Annotated in this window: 16 protein-coding genes; 6 read left to right on the top strand and 10 right to left on the bottom strand. The window is 53.4% G+C overall.

Going from position 1 to position 15,757, the window contains the following annotated elements:
* Nucleotides 1-57: 57 nt before the first annotated feature.
* Both ompA and sulA read right to left on the bottom strand, forming a co-directional pair.
* Nucleotides 58-1,104 carry a porin OmpA gene (gene ompA, locus DBY68_RS18790; protein WP_108474550.1) on the bottom strand — a complete coding sequence of 349 codons (1,047 nt, stop codon included), beginning with the start codon at nt 1,102-1,104 and terminating at the stop codon, nt 58-60.
* A gap of 352 nt (nt 1,105-1,456) precedes the next feature.
* Nucleotides 1,457-1,966: an SOS-induced cell division inhibitor SulA gene (gene sulA / locus DBY68_RS18795; RefSeq protein ID WP_108474549.1), complete on the bottom strand. Its 510-nt coding sequence runs from the start codon at nt 1,964-1,966 to the stop codon at nt 1,457-1,459.
* Between the two features lie 208 nt (nt 1,967-2,174).
* Here sulA and DBY68_RS18800 point away from each other — a divergent pair, with 208 nt between their 5' ends.
* Nucleotides 2,175-2,798 carry a TfoX/Sxy family DNA transformation protein gene (locus DBY68_RS18800; RefSeq protein WP_108474548.1) on the top strand — a complete coding sequence of 208 codons (624 nt, stop codon included), beginning with the start codon at nt 2,175-2,177 and terminating at the stop codon, nt 2,796-2,798.
* On the opposite strand, the gene yccS is transcribed toward DBY68_RS18800, so the two are convergent.
* Both yccS and DBY68_RS18810 read right to left on the bottom strand, forming a co-directional pair.
* Entirely contained in the window at nt 2,795-4,921 is a 2,127-nt protein-coding gene (yccS, locus tag DBY68_RS18805; RefSeq protein WP_108474547.1) for a YccS family putative transporter, read from the bottom strand. The genes DBY68_RS18800 and yccS overlap by 4 nt on opposite strands.
* An 18-nt stretch (nt 4,922-4,939) precedes the next feature.
* Entirely contained in the window at nt 4,940-5,386 is a 447-nt protein-coding gene (locus tag DBY68_RS18810; protein ID WP_108474546.1) for a YccF domain-containing protein, read from the bottom strand.
* A gap of 120 nt (nt 5,387-5,506) precedes the next feature.
* Here DBY68_RS18810 and helD point away from each other — a divergent pair, with 120 nt between their 5' ends.
* Nucleotides 5,507-7,561, top strand: a complete 2,055-nt coding sequence (gene helD, locus DBY68_RS18815) for a DNA helicase IV (protein WP_108474545.1) — start codon at nt 5,507-5,509, stop codon at nt 7,559-7,561.
* Between the two features lie 33 nt (nt 7,562-7,594).
* On the opposite strand, the gene mgsA is transcribed toward helD, so the two are convergent.
* Nucleotides 7,595-8,053, bottom strand: a complete 459-nt coding sequence (gene mgsA, locus DBY68_RS18820; protein ID WP_108474544.1) for a methylglyoxal synthase — start codon at nt 8,051-8,053, stop codon at nt 7,595-7,597.
* Between the two features lie 168 nt (nt 8,054-8,221).
* Here mgsA and DBY68_RS18825 point away from each other — a divergent pair, with 168 nt between their 5' ends.
* Nucleotides 8,222-8,635 (top strand): CoA-binding protein, encoded by a 414-nt coding sequence (locus DBY68_RS18825; RefSeq protein ID WP_167405869.1) that lies wholly within the window; start codon nt 8,222-8,224, stop codon nt 8,633-8,635.
* Nucleotides 8,636-8,694: 59 nt separating this feature from the next.
* Here the strand turns inward: DBY68_RS18825 and DBY68_RS18830 are convergent, their stop codons facing one another.
* On the bottom strand, nt 8,695-9,672 hold the full coding sequence (locus tag DBY68_RS18830; RefSeq protein WP_108474542.1) for a nitronate monooxygenase: 978 nt from the start codon (nt 9,670-9,672) through the stop codon (nt 8,695-8,697).
* Nucleotides 9,673-9,810: 138 nt separating this feature from the next.
* Here DBY68_RS18830 and DBY68_RS18835 point away from each other — a divergent pair, with 138 nt between their 5' ends.
* On the top strand, nt 9,811-10,704 hold the full coding sequence (locus DBY68_RS18835; protein ID WP_108474541.1) for a LysR family transcriptional regulator: 894 nt from the start codon (nt 9,811-9,813) through the stop codon (nt 10,702-10,704).
* A gap of 60 nt (nt 10,705-10,764) precedes the next feature.
* Here DBY68_RS18835 and hspQ read toward each other — a convergent pair whose 3' ends face one another.
* A complete protein-coding gene (gene hspQ, locus DBY68_RS18840; protein WP_108474540.1) occupies nt 10,765-11,082 on the bottom strand; it encodes a heat shock protein HspQ in 318 nt (105 codons plus the stop codon).
* A gap of 60 nt (nt 11,083-11,142) precedes the next feature.
* Nucleotides 11,143-12,333, bottom strand: a complete 1,191-nt coding sequence (rlmI, locus tag DBY68_RS18845) for a 23S rRNA (cytosine(1962)-C(5))-methyltransferase RlmI (RefSeq protein WP_108474539.1) — start codon at nt 12,331-12,333, stop codon at nt 11,143-11,145.
* A 156-nt stretch (nt 12,334-12,489) separates the two neighbouring features.
* On the opposite strand from rlmI, the gene yccX reads away from it, so the two are divergent.
* Nucleotides 12,490-12,771: an acylphosphatase gene (yccX, locus tag DBY68_RS18850; RefSeq protein WP_108474538.1), complete on the top strand. Its 282-nt coding sequence runs from the start codon at nt 12,490-12,492 to the stop codon at nt 12,769-12,771.
* On the opposite strand, the gene tusE is transcribed toward yccX, so the two are convergent.
* Both tusE and yccA read right to left on the bottom strand, forming a co-directional pair.
* A complete protein-coding gene (gene tusE / locus DBY68_RS18855) occupies nt 12,768-13,097 on the bottom strand; it encodes a sulfurtransferase TusE (RefSeq protein ID WP_108474537.1) in 330 nt (109 codons plus the stop codon). The two genes, yccX and tusE, sit on opposite strands and share 4 nt — an antisense overlap.
* An 89-nt stretch (nt 13,098-13,186) precedes the next feature.
* On the bottom strand, nt 13,187-13,846 hold the full coding sequence (gene yccA, locus DBY68_RS18860; RefSeq protein WP_015965039.1) for an FtsH protease modulator YccA: 660 nt from the start codon (nt 13,844-13,846) through the stop codon (nt 13,187-13,189).
* Between the two features lie 201 nt (nt 13,847-14,047).
* Between yccA and DBY68_RS18865 the strand changes: the two genes are divergently transcribed.
* Nucleotides 14,048-15,670: an ABC transporter substrate-binding protein gene (locus DBY68_RS18865; protein WP_108474536.1), complete on the top strand. Its 1,623-nt coding sequence runs from the start codon at nt 14,048-14,050 to the stop codon at nt 15,668-15,670.
* Nucleotides 15,671-15,757: the final 87 nt, after the last annotated feature.

Here is a 15,757-nt window from a genome sequence, read left to right on the forward strand (position 1 = left end):
CTTTTCTTCCGGCCAAAAAAAACCCCGCAGCGCGGGGTTTTTTCTTAAGACGATAACTTAAGCCTGCGGCTGAGCTACAACGTCTTTGATGCCTTTAACTTCGATCTCTACGCGACGATCCGGGGCCAGGCAGTCGATCAGTGCAGCGCGAGCTTTCACGTTGTCACAGGTGTTGCCGGTAACCGGGTTGGATTCGCCCATGCCACGTGCAGAGATTTTGTCAGAAGGAATACCTTTAGAGATCAGGTAATCAACAACGGACTGAGCACGTTTCTCGGACAGACCCTGGTTGTAAGCGTCAGAACCGATGCGGTCAGTGAAGCCCAGAACAACAACGGAACCGTCTTTCGGATCCAGGTTGCTCAGCTGGCTGTACATCTGATCCAGAGCCTGCTGGCCTTCTGGTTTCAGAGTTGCTTTGTTGAAGTTGAACAGAACGTCAGACTTCAGAGTGAAGTGTTTGGTCTGTACTTCTGGAGCTGGAGCCGGAGCCGGAGCTACGACTGGCGCATCTTCCTGCTGGCCGAAACGGTAGGAAACACCTACGCTCAGCAGGCCGTTGTCCGGACGACCACCAACGGTGTTCGCGTCACCGATGTTGTTAGTCCACTGGTATTCCAGACGGGTAGCGATGTCACGGGTAACCGCGTATTCAACGCCGCCAGCGAATACTGGGGATACGCCAGTGTCGTGGTCTTTGAAGCCGGTGTTGTTTTTAGCGTCTGCACGCCAAACCATACCACCCAGACGAGTATAGATGTCCAGATCGTCAGTGATTGGGTAACCCAGTTTAGCGGTCAGCTGAACGCCCTGAGCTTTGAAAGCACCGTTCTGCTCGCTGCCTTTGTACGGCATACGACCTAACCAGTCATAACCCATTTCGAAACCAACATACGGGTTAACCTGATAACCACCGAAGGCACCAGCGCCCAGTTGGCTTTCATGGGTCGGACCGTTGTTGTTGATCTGGTTGTTGCCGACATCGTGGAACTGAGACCAGCCCAGTTTAGCACCAGTATACCAGGTGTTATCTTTCGGAGCGGCCTGCGCTACGGTAGCGAAACCAGCCAGTGCCACTGCAATCGCGATAGCTGTCTTTTTCATTTTTTGCGCCTCGTTATCATCCAAAATTTGCCATGAAAATCTAAAAAGACTCACGGTTAAATCCTTCACCGGGGGCGTGACTTATTAATTACTCAGCAGATCTCTGCGGCGTAAGCTGATCACCCCTGGCGATGTAAAGTCTACAACGTAGTTGGAAACTTACAAGTGTGAACTCCGTCAGGCATATGAAAAAAAAGGGGTTGTATACACAATATTTAACATTTACGGCTAGAATTTAGACGAGATAAAATTCTGAGAACCGCATCACACCAGCGTTCTCAGGAATTTTAGCTCCTGAAACATGCCCGTAACGAGACTGCAAAAAAAATTCCAGGAAAATTCCTAATTTCTATCAATGATACAAATTTGAGTGAATTTTTAGCCCATTCAGTTGTCCTGCTGGAGAAGAGGACGAGTTAACCGGCCGCATGATAAACGCCATCGCATTTCCTTCTTCAGCCGCACGCATCAACCGGGCATGTTCCTGTTCCGACAATTCATCCGCCACCCAGGCAATGACCACACTATAGTTTCCTGTACGTAATGCGCGCTCCATCGAGTCGAGCATGTTGCACGAGGACATCTGGCGAAGCTGCATGACCTTGGACAATGGCAGGCCGGAAGCCTGAACCCACTGGCGGCTCAGTTTTTGTTGCGGCGTGAGCCAGAGCTGCCAGCGAGACTGCTGTCCCAGTTGTTGCAATAAAGGCAGCAGGAGCAACTGCGCCATCATGGGCTGATCTTCACGATAAACCACTTCGCTCACCAGGGCAGGGGAGGCCTGTACAGGAGACGCGAATGCGCGATGTGTCGCAGGTGCTGCCGCGACAGAAGAACGATTTACAACACCAGATGTATACATAGCTAATCCAACCTTGTGGGTTACTGTATGAATATACAGTACCTCCCCTGACACGAAAGATCAACCTCATTTTCTGAAAGCGACTCGCAAATTCGCACATCAAATTCACGCAGCCCTTGCTGTGCTGACGGAAGTTTTTTATGTTGCTCATTACTGGAACTACTAACAGTTTTTATGCTTCTAAAGGCATGATTAGTAAGGGATAATCATGAAAAAAATATCATATAAACGGATTTATCAATCCCAGGAATATCTTGCGCCTCTTGGGGTCGTGCGCTCCCGATCGCTCTTTGGTGGATATAGCCTCTCAATTAATAACACCGTTTTTGCCATGGTCTCTGAAGGGGAGCTATACCTTCGGGCTTGCGAGGAAACGGCGGTGTATCAACGGAAAGTGAAAACGCCACTTTTAACGCTGAAGAAGAGAGGCGGCCCGCTTCAGCTCAACTATTTCCGCGTCGATGATACGTTATGGCAGAACCAAAAATTGTTGCTGCGCTTAAGTAAGCTTTCGTTAAAAGACGCACAGCGCGAGAAAAAAGATCGTCAGGTTTCGCAACGGCTGAAGGACTTGCCTAATCTTTCCTTCCATATGGAATTGTTGATGGCCGAGGCGGGAATTAAGAACGTGGCTGATTTACGTCAATTGGGTGCCAAAGACGCCTGGGCCAAATTACGTCGCCTGCGCGAAAACCTGAGTGTGGGGTTTATTTTATCGCTCGAAGGGGCGCTGACGGGCGTTCATGCCGCAGCCATTCCGTTACGGCGACGCGATGAGTTGATTGACTGGGCAAGCGCGCTGAACCTCCACGCGCCCGCCCAGGCTGATTAGGCCAGAACGCGTTGCTGCAGACGACAGATTTCCGGCAGCAGGGCAACGAGCAAGCCTATTTGTTGCAGTACCAATGGCTCTTTACTGTCCGGGCGCGGTTCAAGATGGCGGATACGTTCCGCCAGCCCGGTTAGCGCCTCCTGAACGCGTTCCTCATCCGCGGGGAGATGATGGAACGCATCGTCGACATAGCATACGGCGTCATCCAGCAGCGCCAGAATTTCCGGGTTGGTGAGCTTTTCACGGTGTGCGCCCAGCGCGGAGATGTAGCTGGTGAGTGTATGGTTCAGACACAGCAGGCGGAATGCCGTTTCCCGCATCTCGTGAGTAACCTTTGGCTCCGTCGACATATTTGATACCACCGACGCCAGCTCAGCATCGCGGTTATGCGCGTCACGGCGAGCGATGCGATAGGCAAGACGGTTATCGCGACCCTGGTGATACTGTTCGAGGATGGCGTCCAGATAGCGGCAGTTGGCATCAACCGCACGCGCCAGCACCCGAGGGAGGTCGCGGAACTTCCAGTCCGGCCAGATAAAACTGACGGCAAACCAGGCGATACCACACCCTATCAGCGTGTCGATAACGCGCGGCAGCGCCACCTCAAAGCCTTCACCCAGTAGGTTGAAGCACAACAGCACCAGCAGGGTAATGAACATGGTGGCGTGGGCGTATTGTATGTTACGGAAGGCGAAGAACAGCACCCCGGTTACCACAATCAGCGCCAGTTGCCCTTCCAGCGACGGCACCAGTAGCAGAACGGGAATACCCAGAGCCACGCCGACCAGCGTACCAATTATTCGCAGCGCCAGACGGTGGCGCGTGGCGTTGTAGTTGGGCTGGCAGACAAACAGGCTGGTAAGCAAAATCCAGTAACCATGGTTCAGTCCGGTAAGCTGAATAAAGGCATATCCGGCGCAAAGCACCAACGACATTCTGACCGCATGGCGGAACAGGGCGGACTCAGGCGACATATTCATGCTCAGACGCAGACGAATGTCGCTAAAGCCGTGCAGGCCGTCATCGGCGAGCAGGGTTTCTGTTTCGCTTTTCGCCTGTGCTTGTGCCTGTTCGGATTCGATGGTGGCCAGTTGAGCGTCAATCGCGCGCAGGTTATTGAGCAGAAAACCCAGCGCTTTCATCTGTTCTGGCGACGCACCGCTCGCCCGAACGCGATCTAACGCGGCATCCAGATGGGTAAACGCCCGTTCAAAGCGGCTGTCATGCTGGTAAGGCGTGCGCAGCAAAATCGCTTTCGACAACTGCTGGCAAGCCTGGGCCTGCATAGAAAGGAGGCGCTGGAAGCGAAACATTACGTCACTGTAGCGGAAGTTATCGCGCAACGTCTGATACTGGATATGCGAGGAGCTGGCTCGTTCGTGGATATCCTGCGCCACAAAATAGTAGTGCAGCGTGCGACGCGTCCCGCGCTGACCGCGGTCGCCGCGCAAACGCGTGAGCAAGGAGGTTTTGGTCTGGTTGAGCGTCGCCATCAGCTTGCCGTTTGCCAGCGCCAGCTCATACAGCGGGGCCTGGTTTTCATCTTCAATGTCCGGGTCGAACAGACGTGATTTCAGTTCCAGATAATGTGCCAGCTGTTCATAACTGCGTGCGATATTATCCTGCAACGGACGGATCGGGAAAATCAGATGCCCGGTGAGGGTCAGCAAGTTATACCAGACGGCACCGGCGATCAGCAGCAGCGGTTGCTGATACCACTGGGAATAGAGGGAGACGCCCAGCATGGTATAGATGGCAATCAGCAGCGCGCCAAAAGCTATTGTGGCGTAGCGTTGCCCAAGGGCACCTAACAAAATAAAACCGGTCGTCGATACCGTCAGCCCCAGCGCAAACAGCCACGGCCAGGGGAAAAGCAGTTCAACGGAGGCGGAAGCAATAAAAAAGCAAATAAGCGTAATCACCAGATTACGCAGCCGTCCGGCTAAACGATCGTCAAGGTCTGTCAGCGCCGCCGCAACGACGCCGAGGGTTAATGGAATGGTCAGTTTTGAATCGCCAAGCCACCACGGCAGCGCCGTGGTGCCACACAGGGCGATAAAAATCCTGACGTTATAAAGCCATGCGCTGTTCCATGTATAGCGGCGCAGCAGGGGACTTAACATAAAGATAATCAGCCCCGATTACTGAAAGCGACGACGCGCATTGGCTTCGCGCGCGGCGCGAGCCACTTCAACCGGCACGACGCGCCGACCGACCGGCCAAAGCGCAATGGCGGCGATTTTAAAATTGGCGATACCCACAGGAATGCCAATGATGCTGATGCATTGAGTGATACCGACCGTGATATGGGTCAGGCATAACCACCAGCCAAACAGCACCAGCCAGACGATATTGAGCACGGTGCCGCCCGCATTCAGCACGCTGTTTTTCGACTGCGGATCCAGTTCATCGACATGCACCGCTTCGTTGCCATATGGGATCAGCGACAGCTTGGTGATTTCCCAGCAGGAGCGGGTGAGCGGCAGGGTGATAATAAAAATGATGCTGAAAAACGTTGCGACCAGCCAACCGAAGGTTGTGGCGAAACCACCTAATACAAAATTTAAAATATTCAGAACGGTACGCATAAATCCTCTGTGCGGCCTGTGAATAATAAGTCCGGGTAATTGTAACGTTTTTTTGCGCTGGAGCACCTATTCTCTGGCGGTTACACTGTGTGTTATCGAAAAAAGCAGGATTTGGCGAAGATGGAATTAAGAGCGACAACGTTGGGTAAGCGCATGGCGCAGCATCCTTACGATCGGGTTGAGCTTCTCAATGCGGGGGTTAAGGTATCGGGCGAACAGCATGAATATCTCATTCCTTTCAATCAGTTGTTGTCGATTAACTGCAAGCGCGGTCTGGTATGGGGCGAGCTGGAATTTGTGCTGCCCGAAGATAAAGTTGTCCGTTTGCACGGTACCGAATGGGGTGAAACCCAACGTTTCCATCGTCACTTAATCACCCGCTGGCAGGCATGGAGCCAGGAGATGAGCGACATATCCGCCGGGGTCTTACAGCAATTGTTGGCGGAAATCGCCGACAATAACGACGCCGATAAATGGCTTACCCGCCAGAAGACCTCAACGATCCGTCAGCGGATTTTACATGCGCTGGAAGGTTTGCCGGTGCCGGTAAGTCGCCTGAACAGCTTCGACAACTGTCGCGAGGCATGGCAGCAGTGCCAGGCCTGGCTCAACGATGTAGAAGCGAGCCGACAGGCACATAACCAGCGCTACACCGAATCAATGCTGGAACAGTACGCCGATTTCTTCCAACAGATCGAATCCTCGCCGCTGAATGATTCGCAGGCGCGCGCGGTGGTGAATGGTGAACGTTCACTGCTGGTGCTGGCGGGGGCAGGTAGCGGTAAAACGTCAGTGCTGGTGGCGCGTGCAGGCTGGCTGATGACACGCGGGGAAGCGGCAGCAGAGCAAATCTTACTGCTGGCGTTTGGTCGCAAAGCGGCGCAGGAGATGGATGAGCGTATTCAGGCGCGCCTGCATACGGATGCGATATCCGCGCGAACCTTCCATTCTCTGGCGCTGCACATCATTCAGCAGGGCAGCAAAAAAGTGCCGGTGGTCAGCAAACTGGAAAATGACACCACTGCCCGCTACAAACTTTTCACCGACTGCTGGCAGCAGCAGTGCAAAGAGAAAAAAGCCCAGGCCAAGGGCTGGCGCTTATGGTTGCAGGAAGAAATGGGGTGGGAGGTTGGCGAAGACAATTTCTGGAATGATGCGAAGATCCTCAAACGGATGGGCAGCCGACTGGATCGCTGGGTTAGCCTGATGCGCATGCACGGCGGTACACAGGCCGAGATGATCGACAACGCGCCGGAAGAAGTTCGTGAACTGTTCGGTAAGCGCGTTAAGCTGATGGCCCCTCTGCTGAAAGCGTGGAAAACCGCGTTAAAAGAAGAAAACGCGGTGGATTTCTCCGGGCTGATTCATCAGGCGATTAACGTGCTGGAAAAAGGCCGCTTTGTTAGCCCCTGGAAACACATTCTGGTCGATGAATTCCAGGATATCTCTCCACAACGCGCAGCATTGTTAGCAGCATTACGTAAGCAGAATTCACAAACCACACTCTTTGCCGTGGGTGATGACTGGCAGGCTATTTATCGTTTCAGTGGCGCGCAATTGTCGCTTACCACTGCCTTTACGCACTATTTCGGCGAGGGTGATAACTGCGCGCTGGACACAACCTATCGCTTCAATGGCCGCATCGGTCAGATAGCCAACCGCTTTATTCAGCAAAACCCGCATCAGTTGCGTAAACCGTTAAACAGCCTCACCGCAGGTGATAAAAAAGCGGTCACGCTGTTGCCGGATGACCAGTTAGATGCACTTTTCGACAAACTGAGCGGTTACGTCACCCCGGAGCAACGTATTCTGGTGCTGGCGCGTTATCATCATTTGAAACCGGCCACCCTGGAAAAAGCCGCTACCCGTTGGCCGAAGCTGTCTATCGATTTTATGACCGTGCATGCCAGTAAAGGCCAGCAGGCGGATTACGTGATTGTGCTGGGGTTGCAGGAAGGCCAGGACGGCTTCCCGGCACCGGCGCGGGAATCGATCATGGAACAGGCACTGCTGCCGGAGCCTGAGGATTTCATCGACGCCGAAGAACGGCGTTTGCTGTATGTGGCGATGACCCGCGCCCGTCACCGCGTGTGGTTGATGTTCAACAAAGAGAATCCGTCGCCGTTTGTCGAAATCCTGAAACAGCTGGATGTCCCGGTGGCGCGTAAACCCTGAAAAGAAACCCGGCGTGATAGCCGGGTTGATGAATTATTTCAGACGTTCTGCCAGATAACGTTGATAATCCGGAATCAAAATCTCTACCGGGTCGCTGAAATGCGGCGACTGAATAATAAGATCTGCCGTTGAGGCGTTTGTAGCGACCGGAATGTTCCAGACGGTCGCCAGACGCAGCAGCGCTTTGACGTCCGGATCGTGCGGCACGGCGTTGAGTGGATCCCAGAAGAAAATCAGCACATCAATTTTTCCCTCTGAGATCAACGCGCCGACCTGCTGATCGCCGCCCATCGGGCCGCTCAACAAGGCATTCACTTCCAGACCCGTGGCGCGAGCCACCAGATTCCCCGTCGTGCCGGTCGCCGATAAGGCGTGCTGCGCCAGCACGGCCTTATGGCGGTCGACCCATTTCAAAAGCATATCTTTGCAGTGGTCGTGGGCAACCAGCGCAACGTGTTTGCGCGCCGGCAGTGTGCGAGTGGTGAGTTCCATAACGTAATATCCTAATCAATAAATGCAGACAGATTACTGGATGCGAATAGTGCTGCAAGCATTAAGGATAAAAAATATGATGAGTGGCGAAATTGGCGGCAGTGTGCGCGTTTATGGCTGCCCTGTGCGGATTGGCGTACACTTAACGTAAAGGCCTGGAGGATAATGATGACTGAAAGTGATATTGCAGACATCCTGAACAGCACGCGCACCATTGCGCTGGTTGGGGCAAGTGACAAACCGGATCGCCCAAGTTATCGGGTGATGAAATATTTACTGGATCAGGGCTACCACGTGATCCCGGTCTCGCCAAAAGTGGCGGGTAAAGAACTGCTGGGCCAGAAAGGCTACGCAACCCTTGCGGATGTGCCGGAAAAAATTGATATGGTTGATGTTTTCCGTAACTCAGAAGCGGCCTGGGGCGTGGCGCAGGAAGCGGTAGCGATAGGTGCAAAAGTGCTGTGGCTACAGCTGGGCGTGATTAACGAACAGGCGGCCGTGCTGGCGCGCAATGCGGGGCTGAGCGTGGTGATGGATCGTTGCCCGGCGATCGAAATCCCGCGTCTGGGGCTGGCAAAATAATCCATTCCGCCCGAAGAATCTCACGGGCGGTCTCTGATTTTCCTGCCTACAGCACGCCATCAAACGGTCAGCGCATCCACCACCTCAGCGACGCTGACAACGGCTTTAATGCCGCCAATCCCGGTTCCCAGTGAGATATAGCCTTCATCCGTATTGCCTTCCAGCATGCCTAACCGCAAGCCGCGAAGCCCGCCCATCGCGTGAGCAATCTCCTCTTTGCTGGCCCCTGACTTGTCCATCGCGACCAGTTTCTCGGTCAGTTTCCCCGGAAGAGAGCGATAGTAATCCGGCAGAGTACGGAACAGACGTAAATCCAGCCCGTTCGCGGCAACAATTTTCTCTTTAATCGACAGCGGTACGCGGTTTTCCAGCGTGCTGATAAATACTGAACCCGCGAATACACCTTCCGCACCCAATGCATGGGCGGCTCTGGCCGTACGTTTATCAACAATCCCCCCGGCTGCAAGAACCGGCACGTTTTCTACAGCATCGACAATCATCGGAACGACGGAGAAAGTGCCCAGTGCGGTGGCAGGTAAGGTTCCGCCTTCGTCAAAACCGGTGGCCACGATGATATCTGCCCCGGCGCGTTCGGCTTCTCGGCTGTTGGCGGGCGTGGGGTTGATATCACGATAGATAATCGCAACGCCAGCGGCTTTTAGCTCAGCAAACAGCGCAGGAATAATCGCGCCCTCGCCATAGCCGGTATAGACCACCGCTTTTACCGCTTCTTCTTTGATAACCCGCACGATGCCCGGCGTCCAGATATCATTTTCTGGCGAAGGGATCAGGTTCACGGCAAATGGCTTTTCGGTTAATTGTTTGGTTTTGCGGATCTCTTCGCGCATTTTCTCGGCGGTTTCTTCAGGAGTAGAGACCGCCGTTGCCGCGGTCAGACCTGCATTTGGCCCCAAAACACCCAGCCCGCCGGCGTTACTCACGGCGGCAACCAAACGCGCGTCGGTTAACCACGAGAGTGGGCCCTGAATAACCGGCTTTTCAATACCTAAAATCTGGCAGATACGATTCTTTTTCATGATCTTATTTCCTCGTCACGAACGCATTTCTGATGTGGGAGGGAGTGTATAGCGATTTATTGTTCATAAAAATAGTGAAAAAAGTTCTTCACTATTATTAAATTAGTAACAATATAAACGGGATGATGGTCATCGCGCATGCAATTAAATCTGTTTGAAAACATTAAGATTTTTATGGAAATTGTGGATGCCGGGAGTTTTACTCAGGCGGCAGAGAACCTGCAACTGCATCGCCCGGCGGTCACCAGGGCAGTGCAGCAACTGGAAACGCAATGCGGCGTTCGCTTACTGCAGCGCACCACGCGTCGCATCGCGTTAACTTCGGAAGGCGAAGAGTTTTATCGCCGCAGTAAACCCTTGTTGTATCAGGCCGATGAATTGCTGGCGTCGTTTGCGCCAGACCGCCCCCTTCACGGACAACTGCGCGTTGATATGCCGGTTGCCTTTGCGCGTCAGTTGGTGGTTCCCCGGCTCGCTGAGTTTTATGCCAGACACCCTGACCTCGAAATCATCCTCACCGGTAGCGATGTGCGGCGCGATATGCTGCGCGAGGGGCTGGACTGCATGCTGCGCGTCGGGAAGCTTGATGATGGCGACTATATGGCGCGCCCGATGGGCGAGGTGAGGAGAATGACCTGCGCCAGCCCTGGTTATCTTGCACAGTATGGCACGCCGCAGACGCTTGACGATCTGCGTCAGCATCAGGCTGTTAACTGGATTGTCAGCAATAACCGGGAGATTGTGCCCTGGCACTTTACGACGCCTCAGGGCGTCGAAGAACGGTTACTGCCGGGAAAATTGATTCTGGATAATGCCGAGGTTTATATTTCGGCGGGTCTTTCCGGGCTTGGGTTATTGCAGGGGATGAATTTCTTCTTACAGCCCTATATCGATAGCGGTCAGTTGGTCGAGGTTCTGCCGAATTTTCCCTGCCCATCGCGTAAGTTATCGCTTATTTACCCGCATCGGCATCTGCCGCAGAAGGTCAGGGTATTTGCGCAATGGCTGGAAACCGTGTTGCAGGCGTTATGACGGAATGAATGTAAAAAAACACCGCCCACGTAAGTGAACGGTGTGATAAGGAGCGGGGGGTTAGTTACGCAGTCGCGGCGCCTGAAGCTGCTGGCGAATAGTGCGAGCCAGCTCATCCATTGAAGGTTGTTCCGGATGATCTTCACGCACTTCACCGCTCAGTTGCGCTTCAGCCAGATAGGTGTGAACCGGCTGGCCGTCTTCATCTTCCATGACCACGTGATACCACGGCAGCATACGCAGTTCATCGTTTGCCGCCAGTTCATCGGGCTCTGGTTCATCAAGTGAGTATTCCGGGTCGATATCGACAACTACGCCCAGATACCCTAACAAGGAATGACGGACCTGTTGGCCGATACCGAATTTGCTGGCAATCATAGTCACCTCCCGGGAAACATTAACTACATACAATATGTGGTCGTTGTTTCGCTTTTCAAGTTACATGACGCGACAGGCAAACCCTTTCAAATACAGCCCTTCGGGATAAGTCGCGATCACCGGGTGATCGGCTGCCTGACGGAACTGCTCTATAAATTGTACATCACGACCAGCATCTATTGCGGCATCAGCGATGATTTTCTGGAATAAATCTGTTGTCATCAGCCCGGAGCAGGAGAAGGTCAGCAGCACACCGCCCGGATTCAGCAACTGGATAGCCAGCATGTTGATATCTTTATAGCCACGGCAGGCGCCCTGAAGCTGGCTTTTGTTCTCAACAAATTTCGGCGGATCCATCACGATAACGTCGAATTTCTCGCCCTGATCGCGATATTTACGCAGCAGTTTGAAAACATCGTCACGGACAAATTCCGCTTTACTGAGATCCAGCTTGTTCAGCTTGACGTTCTGTTTTGCGACGTCCAGCGCTTCCTGCGAGGTATCAACGCTGGTGACCTGACGGCAACCGCCCATCAGTGCAGAGACGGCGAAACCACCGGTATAAGAGAAACAGTTGAGGACGCGTTTGTCGGCCACATAGCGGCGTGTCGCCAGACGGCTGTCGCGCTGATCGAGGTAATAACCGGTTTTATGACCGTGCTGGATATCCACCAGCAGCTTCATACCGTGCTCCTGAATTGGCAGCAGGGCTGGCGGCAGCTCACCGGTAACCGGGCCTTGCGTCAGTTCCATTCCTTCCTTTTTACGCACCGCAACGTCGCTGCGATCGTAAATCGGGCACTCCGGATACAGGGTTTGCAACGCGCTGATTAATGCCGCGCGTTGGTATTCCGCGCCGGCGCTCAACAGCTGCAATACGAGGAAATTGCCAAAGCGGTCAATGGTCACGCCCGGCAAGCCGTCAGATTCGCCGGCAATCAGACGATAGCTATCGAGGCCATCCTGCAGTGCCAGCCAGTCGCGCCACTGCTGCGCCTGCTGCAGGCGACGAACAAAAAAGTCGATATCAATGGTTTCATCGGCATCGAACGTCCAGACGCGTGCGCGGATTTGCGATTCTGGAGAATAAGCCCCGCGGGCTAACCATTTCCCTTTGTGATCGACGATATCAATGGTTTCACCGAGGTTGGCTTTGCCTTCCATGCGGGCAACGGCCCCGGAAAAGACCCAGGGATGACGGCGGAGTAAGGATTTCTCACGCCCTTTGGCTAACACTAAACGTACGCTCATAGATAATTATTCTGGCTATTCGATGGGAAGGGCTGCATTTTCCCGACTTCGCCATCCAATTGCAATGAACATGGCAATATTGCGGCCTCCCGTTCGGTAAAATGTCTGGAAAATGTCATACTTAACAGAACTTCAGGGATTGCGACGGGAGGCAAAATGGCAGCAGTGTGCACGATTGCGTGGATCTATGGCATGGTTCAGGGCGTAGGGTTTCGCTACAGCACTCAGCGAGAAGCATTGCGTTTAGGGCTTAAGGGCTACGCTCGTAATCTGGACGACGGTAGCGTGGAAGTGGTGGCCTGCGGCGAACAGGAGCAGGTTGAAACGTTGCTGGCGTGGCTAAAAGCCGGAGGCCCACGCAGCGCCAGAGTTGACCGGGTTCTGGCCGAACCGCATCAACCCCAGAAAGCGTGGGATGGTTTCAGTATTCGCTATTAAATGCATTTTACCGGTTTAGGCAGGCCAGCAATTTTTGTTGCCTGCTTGGCCGGGCCTTTCGGGAACAAACGGTAAAGGTAGCGGCTGTTGCCTTTCTCTTCGCCAAACTTATTGGCCATCGCCTTCACCAGCATGCGGATAGCGGGGGAGGTATTAAACTCCAGATAAAACTCGCGCACAAAACGCACCACTTCCCAGTGCTCCGGGCTCAGTTCAATGCCTTCATTTGCGGCAATGGCGACTGCCATGCCTTCACTCCACAGGGTGGAGTCTTTCAGATAACCGTCGTTATCGGTCTCAATTTCGCGGTCTTCGTAGATCAACATAATTTTTCACACGTCATACAAACGGTGGGCAGTGTAGCAAAAAAAAAGACCCCGCATAAGCGAGGCCTCGTGTCGTTCAGTTTGCGTTATTAATCGCGGCTGGCAAAGCCCAGGATGCTCAGCAGGCTGATAAAGATGTTGTACAGCGACACATACAGGCTCACAGTTGCGCGGATGTAGTTGGTTTCCCCGCCGTGAATGATGTTGCTGGTTTCATACAGAATCGCGCCTGATGAGATCAGGATGAACACTGCGCTGATCGCCAGATGTAGCGCTGGCAGTTGCAGGAAGATGTTTGCCACCATACCAATCAGCACCACCACGATACCCGCCATCAGCATACCGCCGAGGAAGGACATGTCTTTGCGTGTGGTCAGCACGTAGGCTGAACAGCAGAAGAACACCAGTGCGGTACCACCCAGCGCCATACCAATCACATCGCCCATACCAGCGGAAAGGTAGGCGTTGAGGATTGGCCCCAGGATATAACCGAGGAAGCCGGTGAAGGCGAACGCAGAGATAATCCCGGTCGGTTTGTTCGCGGTTTTATAGGTCAGGAACATCAGGCCGTACATGCCGACCAGCGTCAGAATCAACCCCGGAGACGGCAGCATCAGCACCGTGCTTGCCGTTGCGGTAATAGCCGAAAACGCCAGCGTCAGGCTCAGCAGGAAATAGGTGTTACGCAGAACTTTATGCGTGCTCAGCAGGGACGAGCGGTCACGCGATGAGGTAATTATGCGATCCATGATTCACTCTCTTTATGATGGATATTAATAGTGAAACAGCATAAGAAATGTCCTGCATATCCCCTAATCCTTTTACCCATCTTTACTCAGCGCAAAGAGCGAGATCAACCTCTTATAGGTGACTGAAAATCATTGCCTAATTTCAATACCAGCGCTAAGAGTGAAGAGGGTGTCTCGACAATTAAAATAAAGGCAAGGGAAATGAAACCACATCATCACAACCGTATTACCGCCATCATGCTGGCAACAGGGCTGGCGTTCTTCACTACCGCAGTCAGCGCGGCGAACGTACCGGAAGGCACGGTACTTGCGGATAAACAGGAACTGATCAGAAACAACGGCAGCGAGCCCGCCTCGCTCGACCCGCATAAAGTGGAAAGTGACGTTGAGTTTAATATCATCAGCGACATGTTCGACGGGCTGGTGGCGGTGAAGCCTGATGGCACGATTGAACCCCGGCTGGCGGCATCGTGGGAGAACAAGGGTAACTGGATATTCCACCTGCGCGAGGGCATTACCTGGTCCGATGGCACACCGATTACCGCGCAGGATGTCGTCTGGAGCTGGCAGCGGCTGGTTGACCCGAAAACGGCGTCACCCTACGCCAGCTATCTGGGCAATATGAACATCGTCAATGCTGGCGATATCGCTGAAGGGAAAAAAGCGCCGGATACGCTGGGCGTTAAAGCGCTTGATGATAAAACGCTGGAAATTACGCTCACGCAGCCTACCGCCGCGTTTTTGCCGATGCTGGCGCACCCGTCGTTGGTGGCGCTGGATAAGACGCTGGTCACCCGCTTTGCCGAGAAATGGACTAAGCCCGAGCACTTTGTCAGCAGCGGCCCCTACACATTGTCGCAATGGATCGTCAATGAGCGAATTGTCGGCAAACGCAATCCGCGTTACTGGGATGACGCCCACACGGTGATCAATCAGGTCACTTATCTGCCCATCTCATCGGAAGCGGCGGATGTAAACCGCTATCGAGCGGGAGAAATCGACATTACCTCAACGGTGCCGATTAACCAGTTTGCGCTGCTGAAGAAAACGATGCCGGAACAGCTTGATGTTTCTCCTCATCTGGCGACCTATTACTATGAACTCAACACCACGCGTCCACCTTTCAACGACGCCCGCGTGCGCCGTGCGCTGAATATGGCGCTGGATAAAGAGATCATTGCTGAGAAAGTATTAGGACAGGGGCAACGTCCGGCATGGCTGGTGAGTCAGCCGGAGATAGGCGGTATCACGCTTAAGAACCCCGAATATGCCAGCTGGCCACGCGAGAAACGGATTGCCGAAGCCAAAAAGTTGCTGACGGAAGCCGGTTTTGGCGACGACCACCCGCTGAGTTTTAATCTGCTCTATAACACTTCGGAATCGCATCAACGGATTGCTATTGCTGCGGCATCAATGTGGAAGAAAAATCTCGGCGTGGAGGCCAAACTGCAAAACCAGGAGTGGAAAACGATGCTCGACGCGAAACGCACGGGAAATTTTGACGCCGTACGCTACGCCTGGATTGCCGATTATGACGATGCCACCACCTTCCTTAACAACTACCGTACCGGCGATAGCAGTAATACCAGCCGCTACAGCAACCCTGCCTACGACGCCGCACTGCTGAATGCGGCGAAAGCCCCTGATATCGCCGCGCGCGGACGTTATTATCAACAAGCTGAAGATCTGTTAGCGCAGGATGTGCCCTCTATTCCGGTATACCACTATGTCCGCTCGCACCTGGTGAAACCGTGGGTGGGGGGCTTTACGCCCGACAGACTGGGTTATTACTTCACAAAGGATATGTACATCAAGAAGCATTAATCGAAATGAGCGCGCTGTAAGTGCCGAAAAACTCGCCATTTTGTTGTAATTTCAGACGAATAACACGTTTTTGACTGTTTTTCAGGC

The sequence above is a fragment of the Pseudocitrobacter sp. RIT415 genome (genome assembly GCF_003057695.2).
GTDB lineage: Bacteria > Pseudomonadota > Gammaproteobacteria > Enterobacterales > Enterobacteriaceae > Pseudocitrobacter > Pseudocitrobacter faecalis.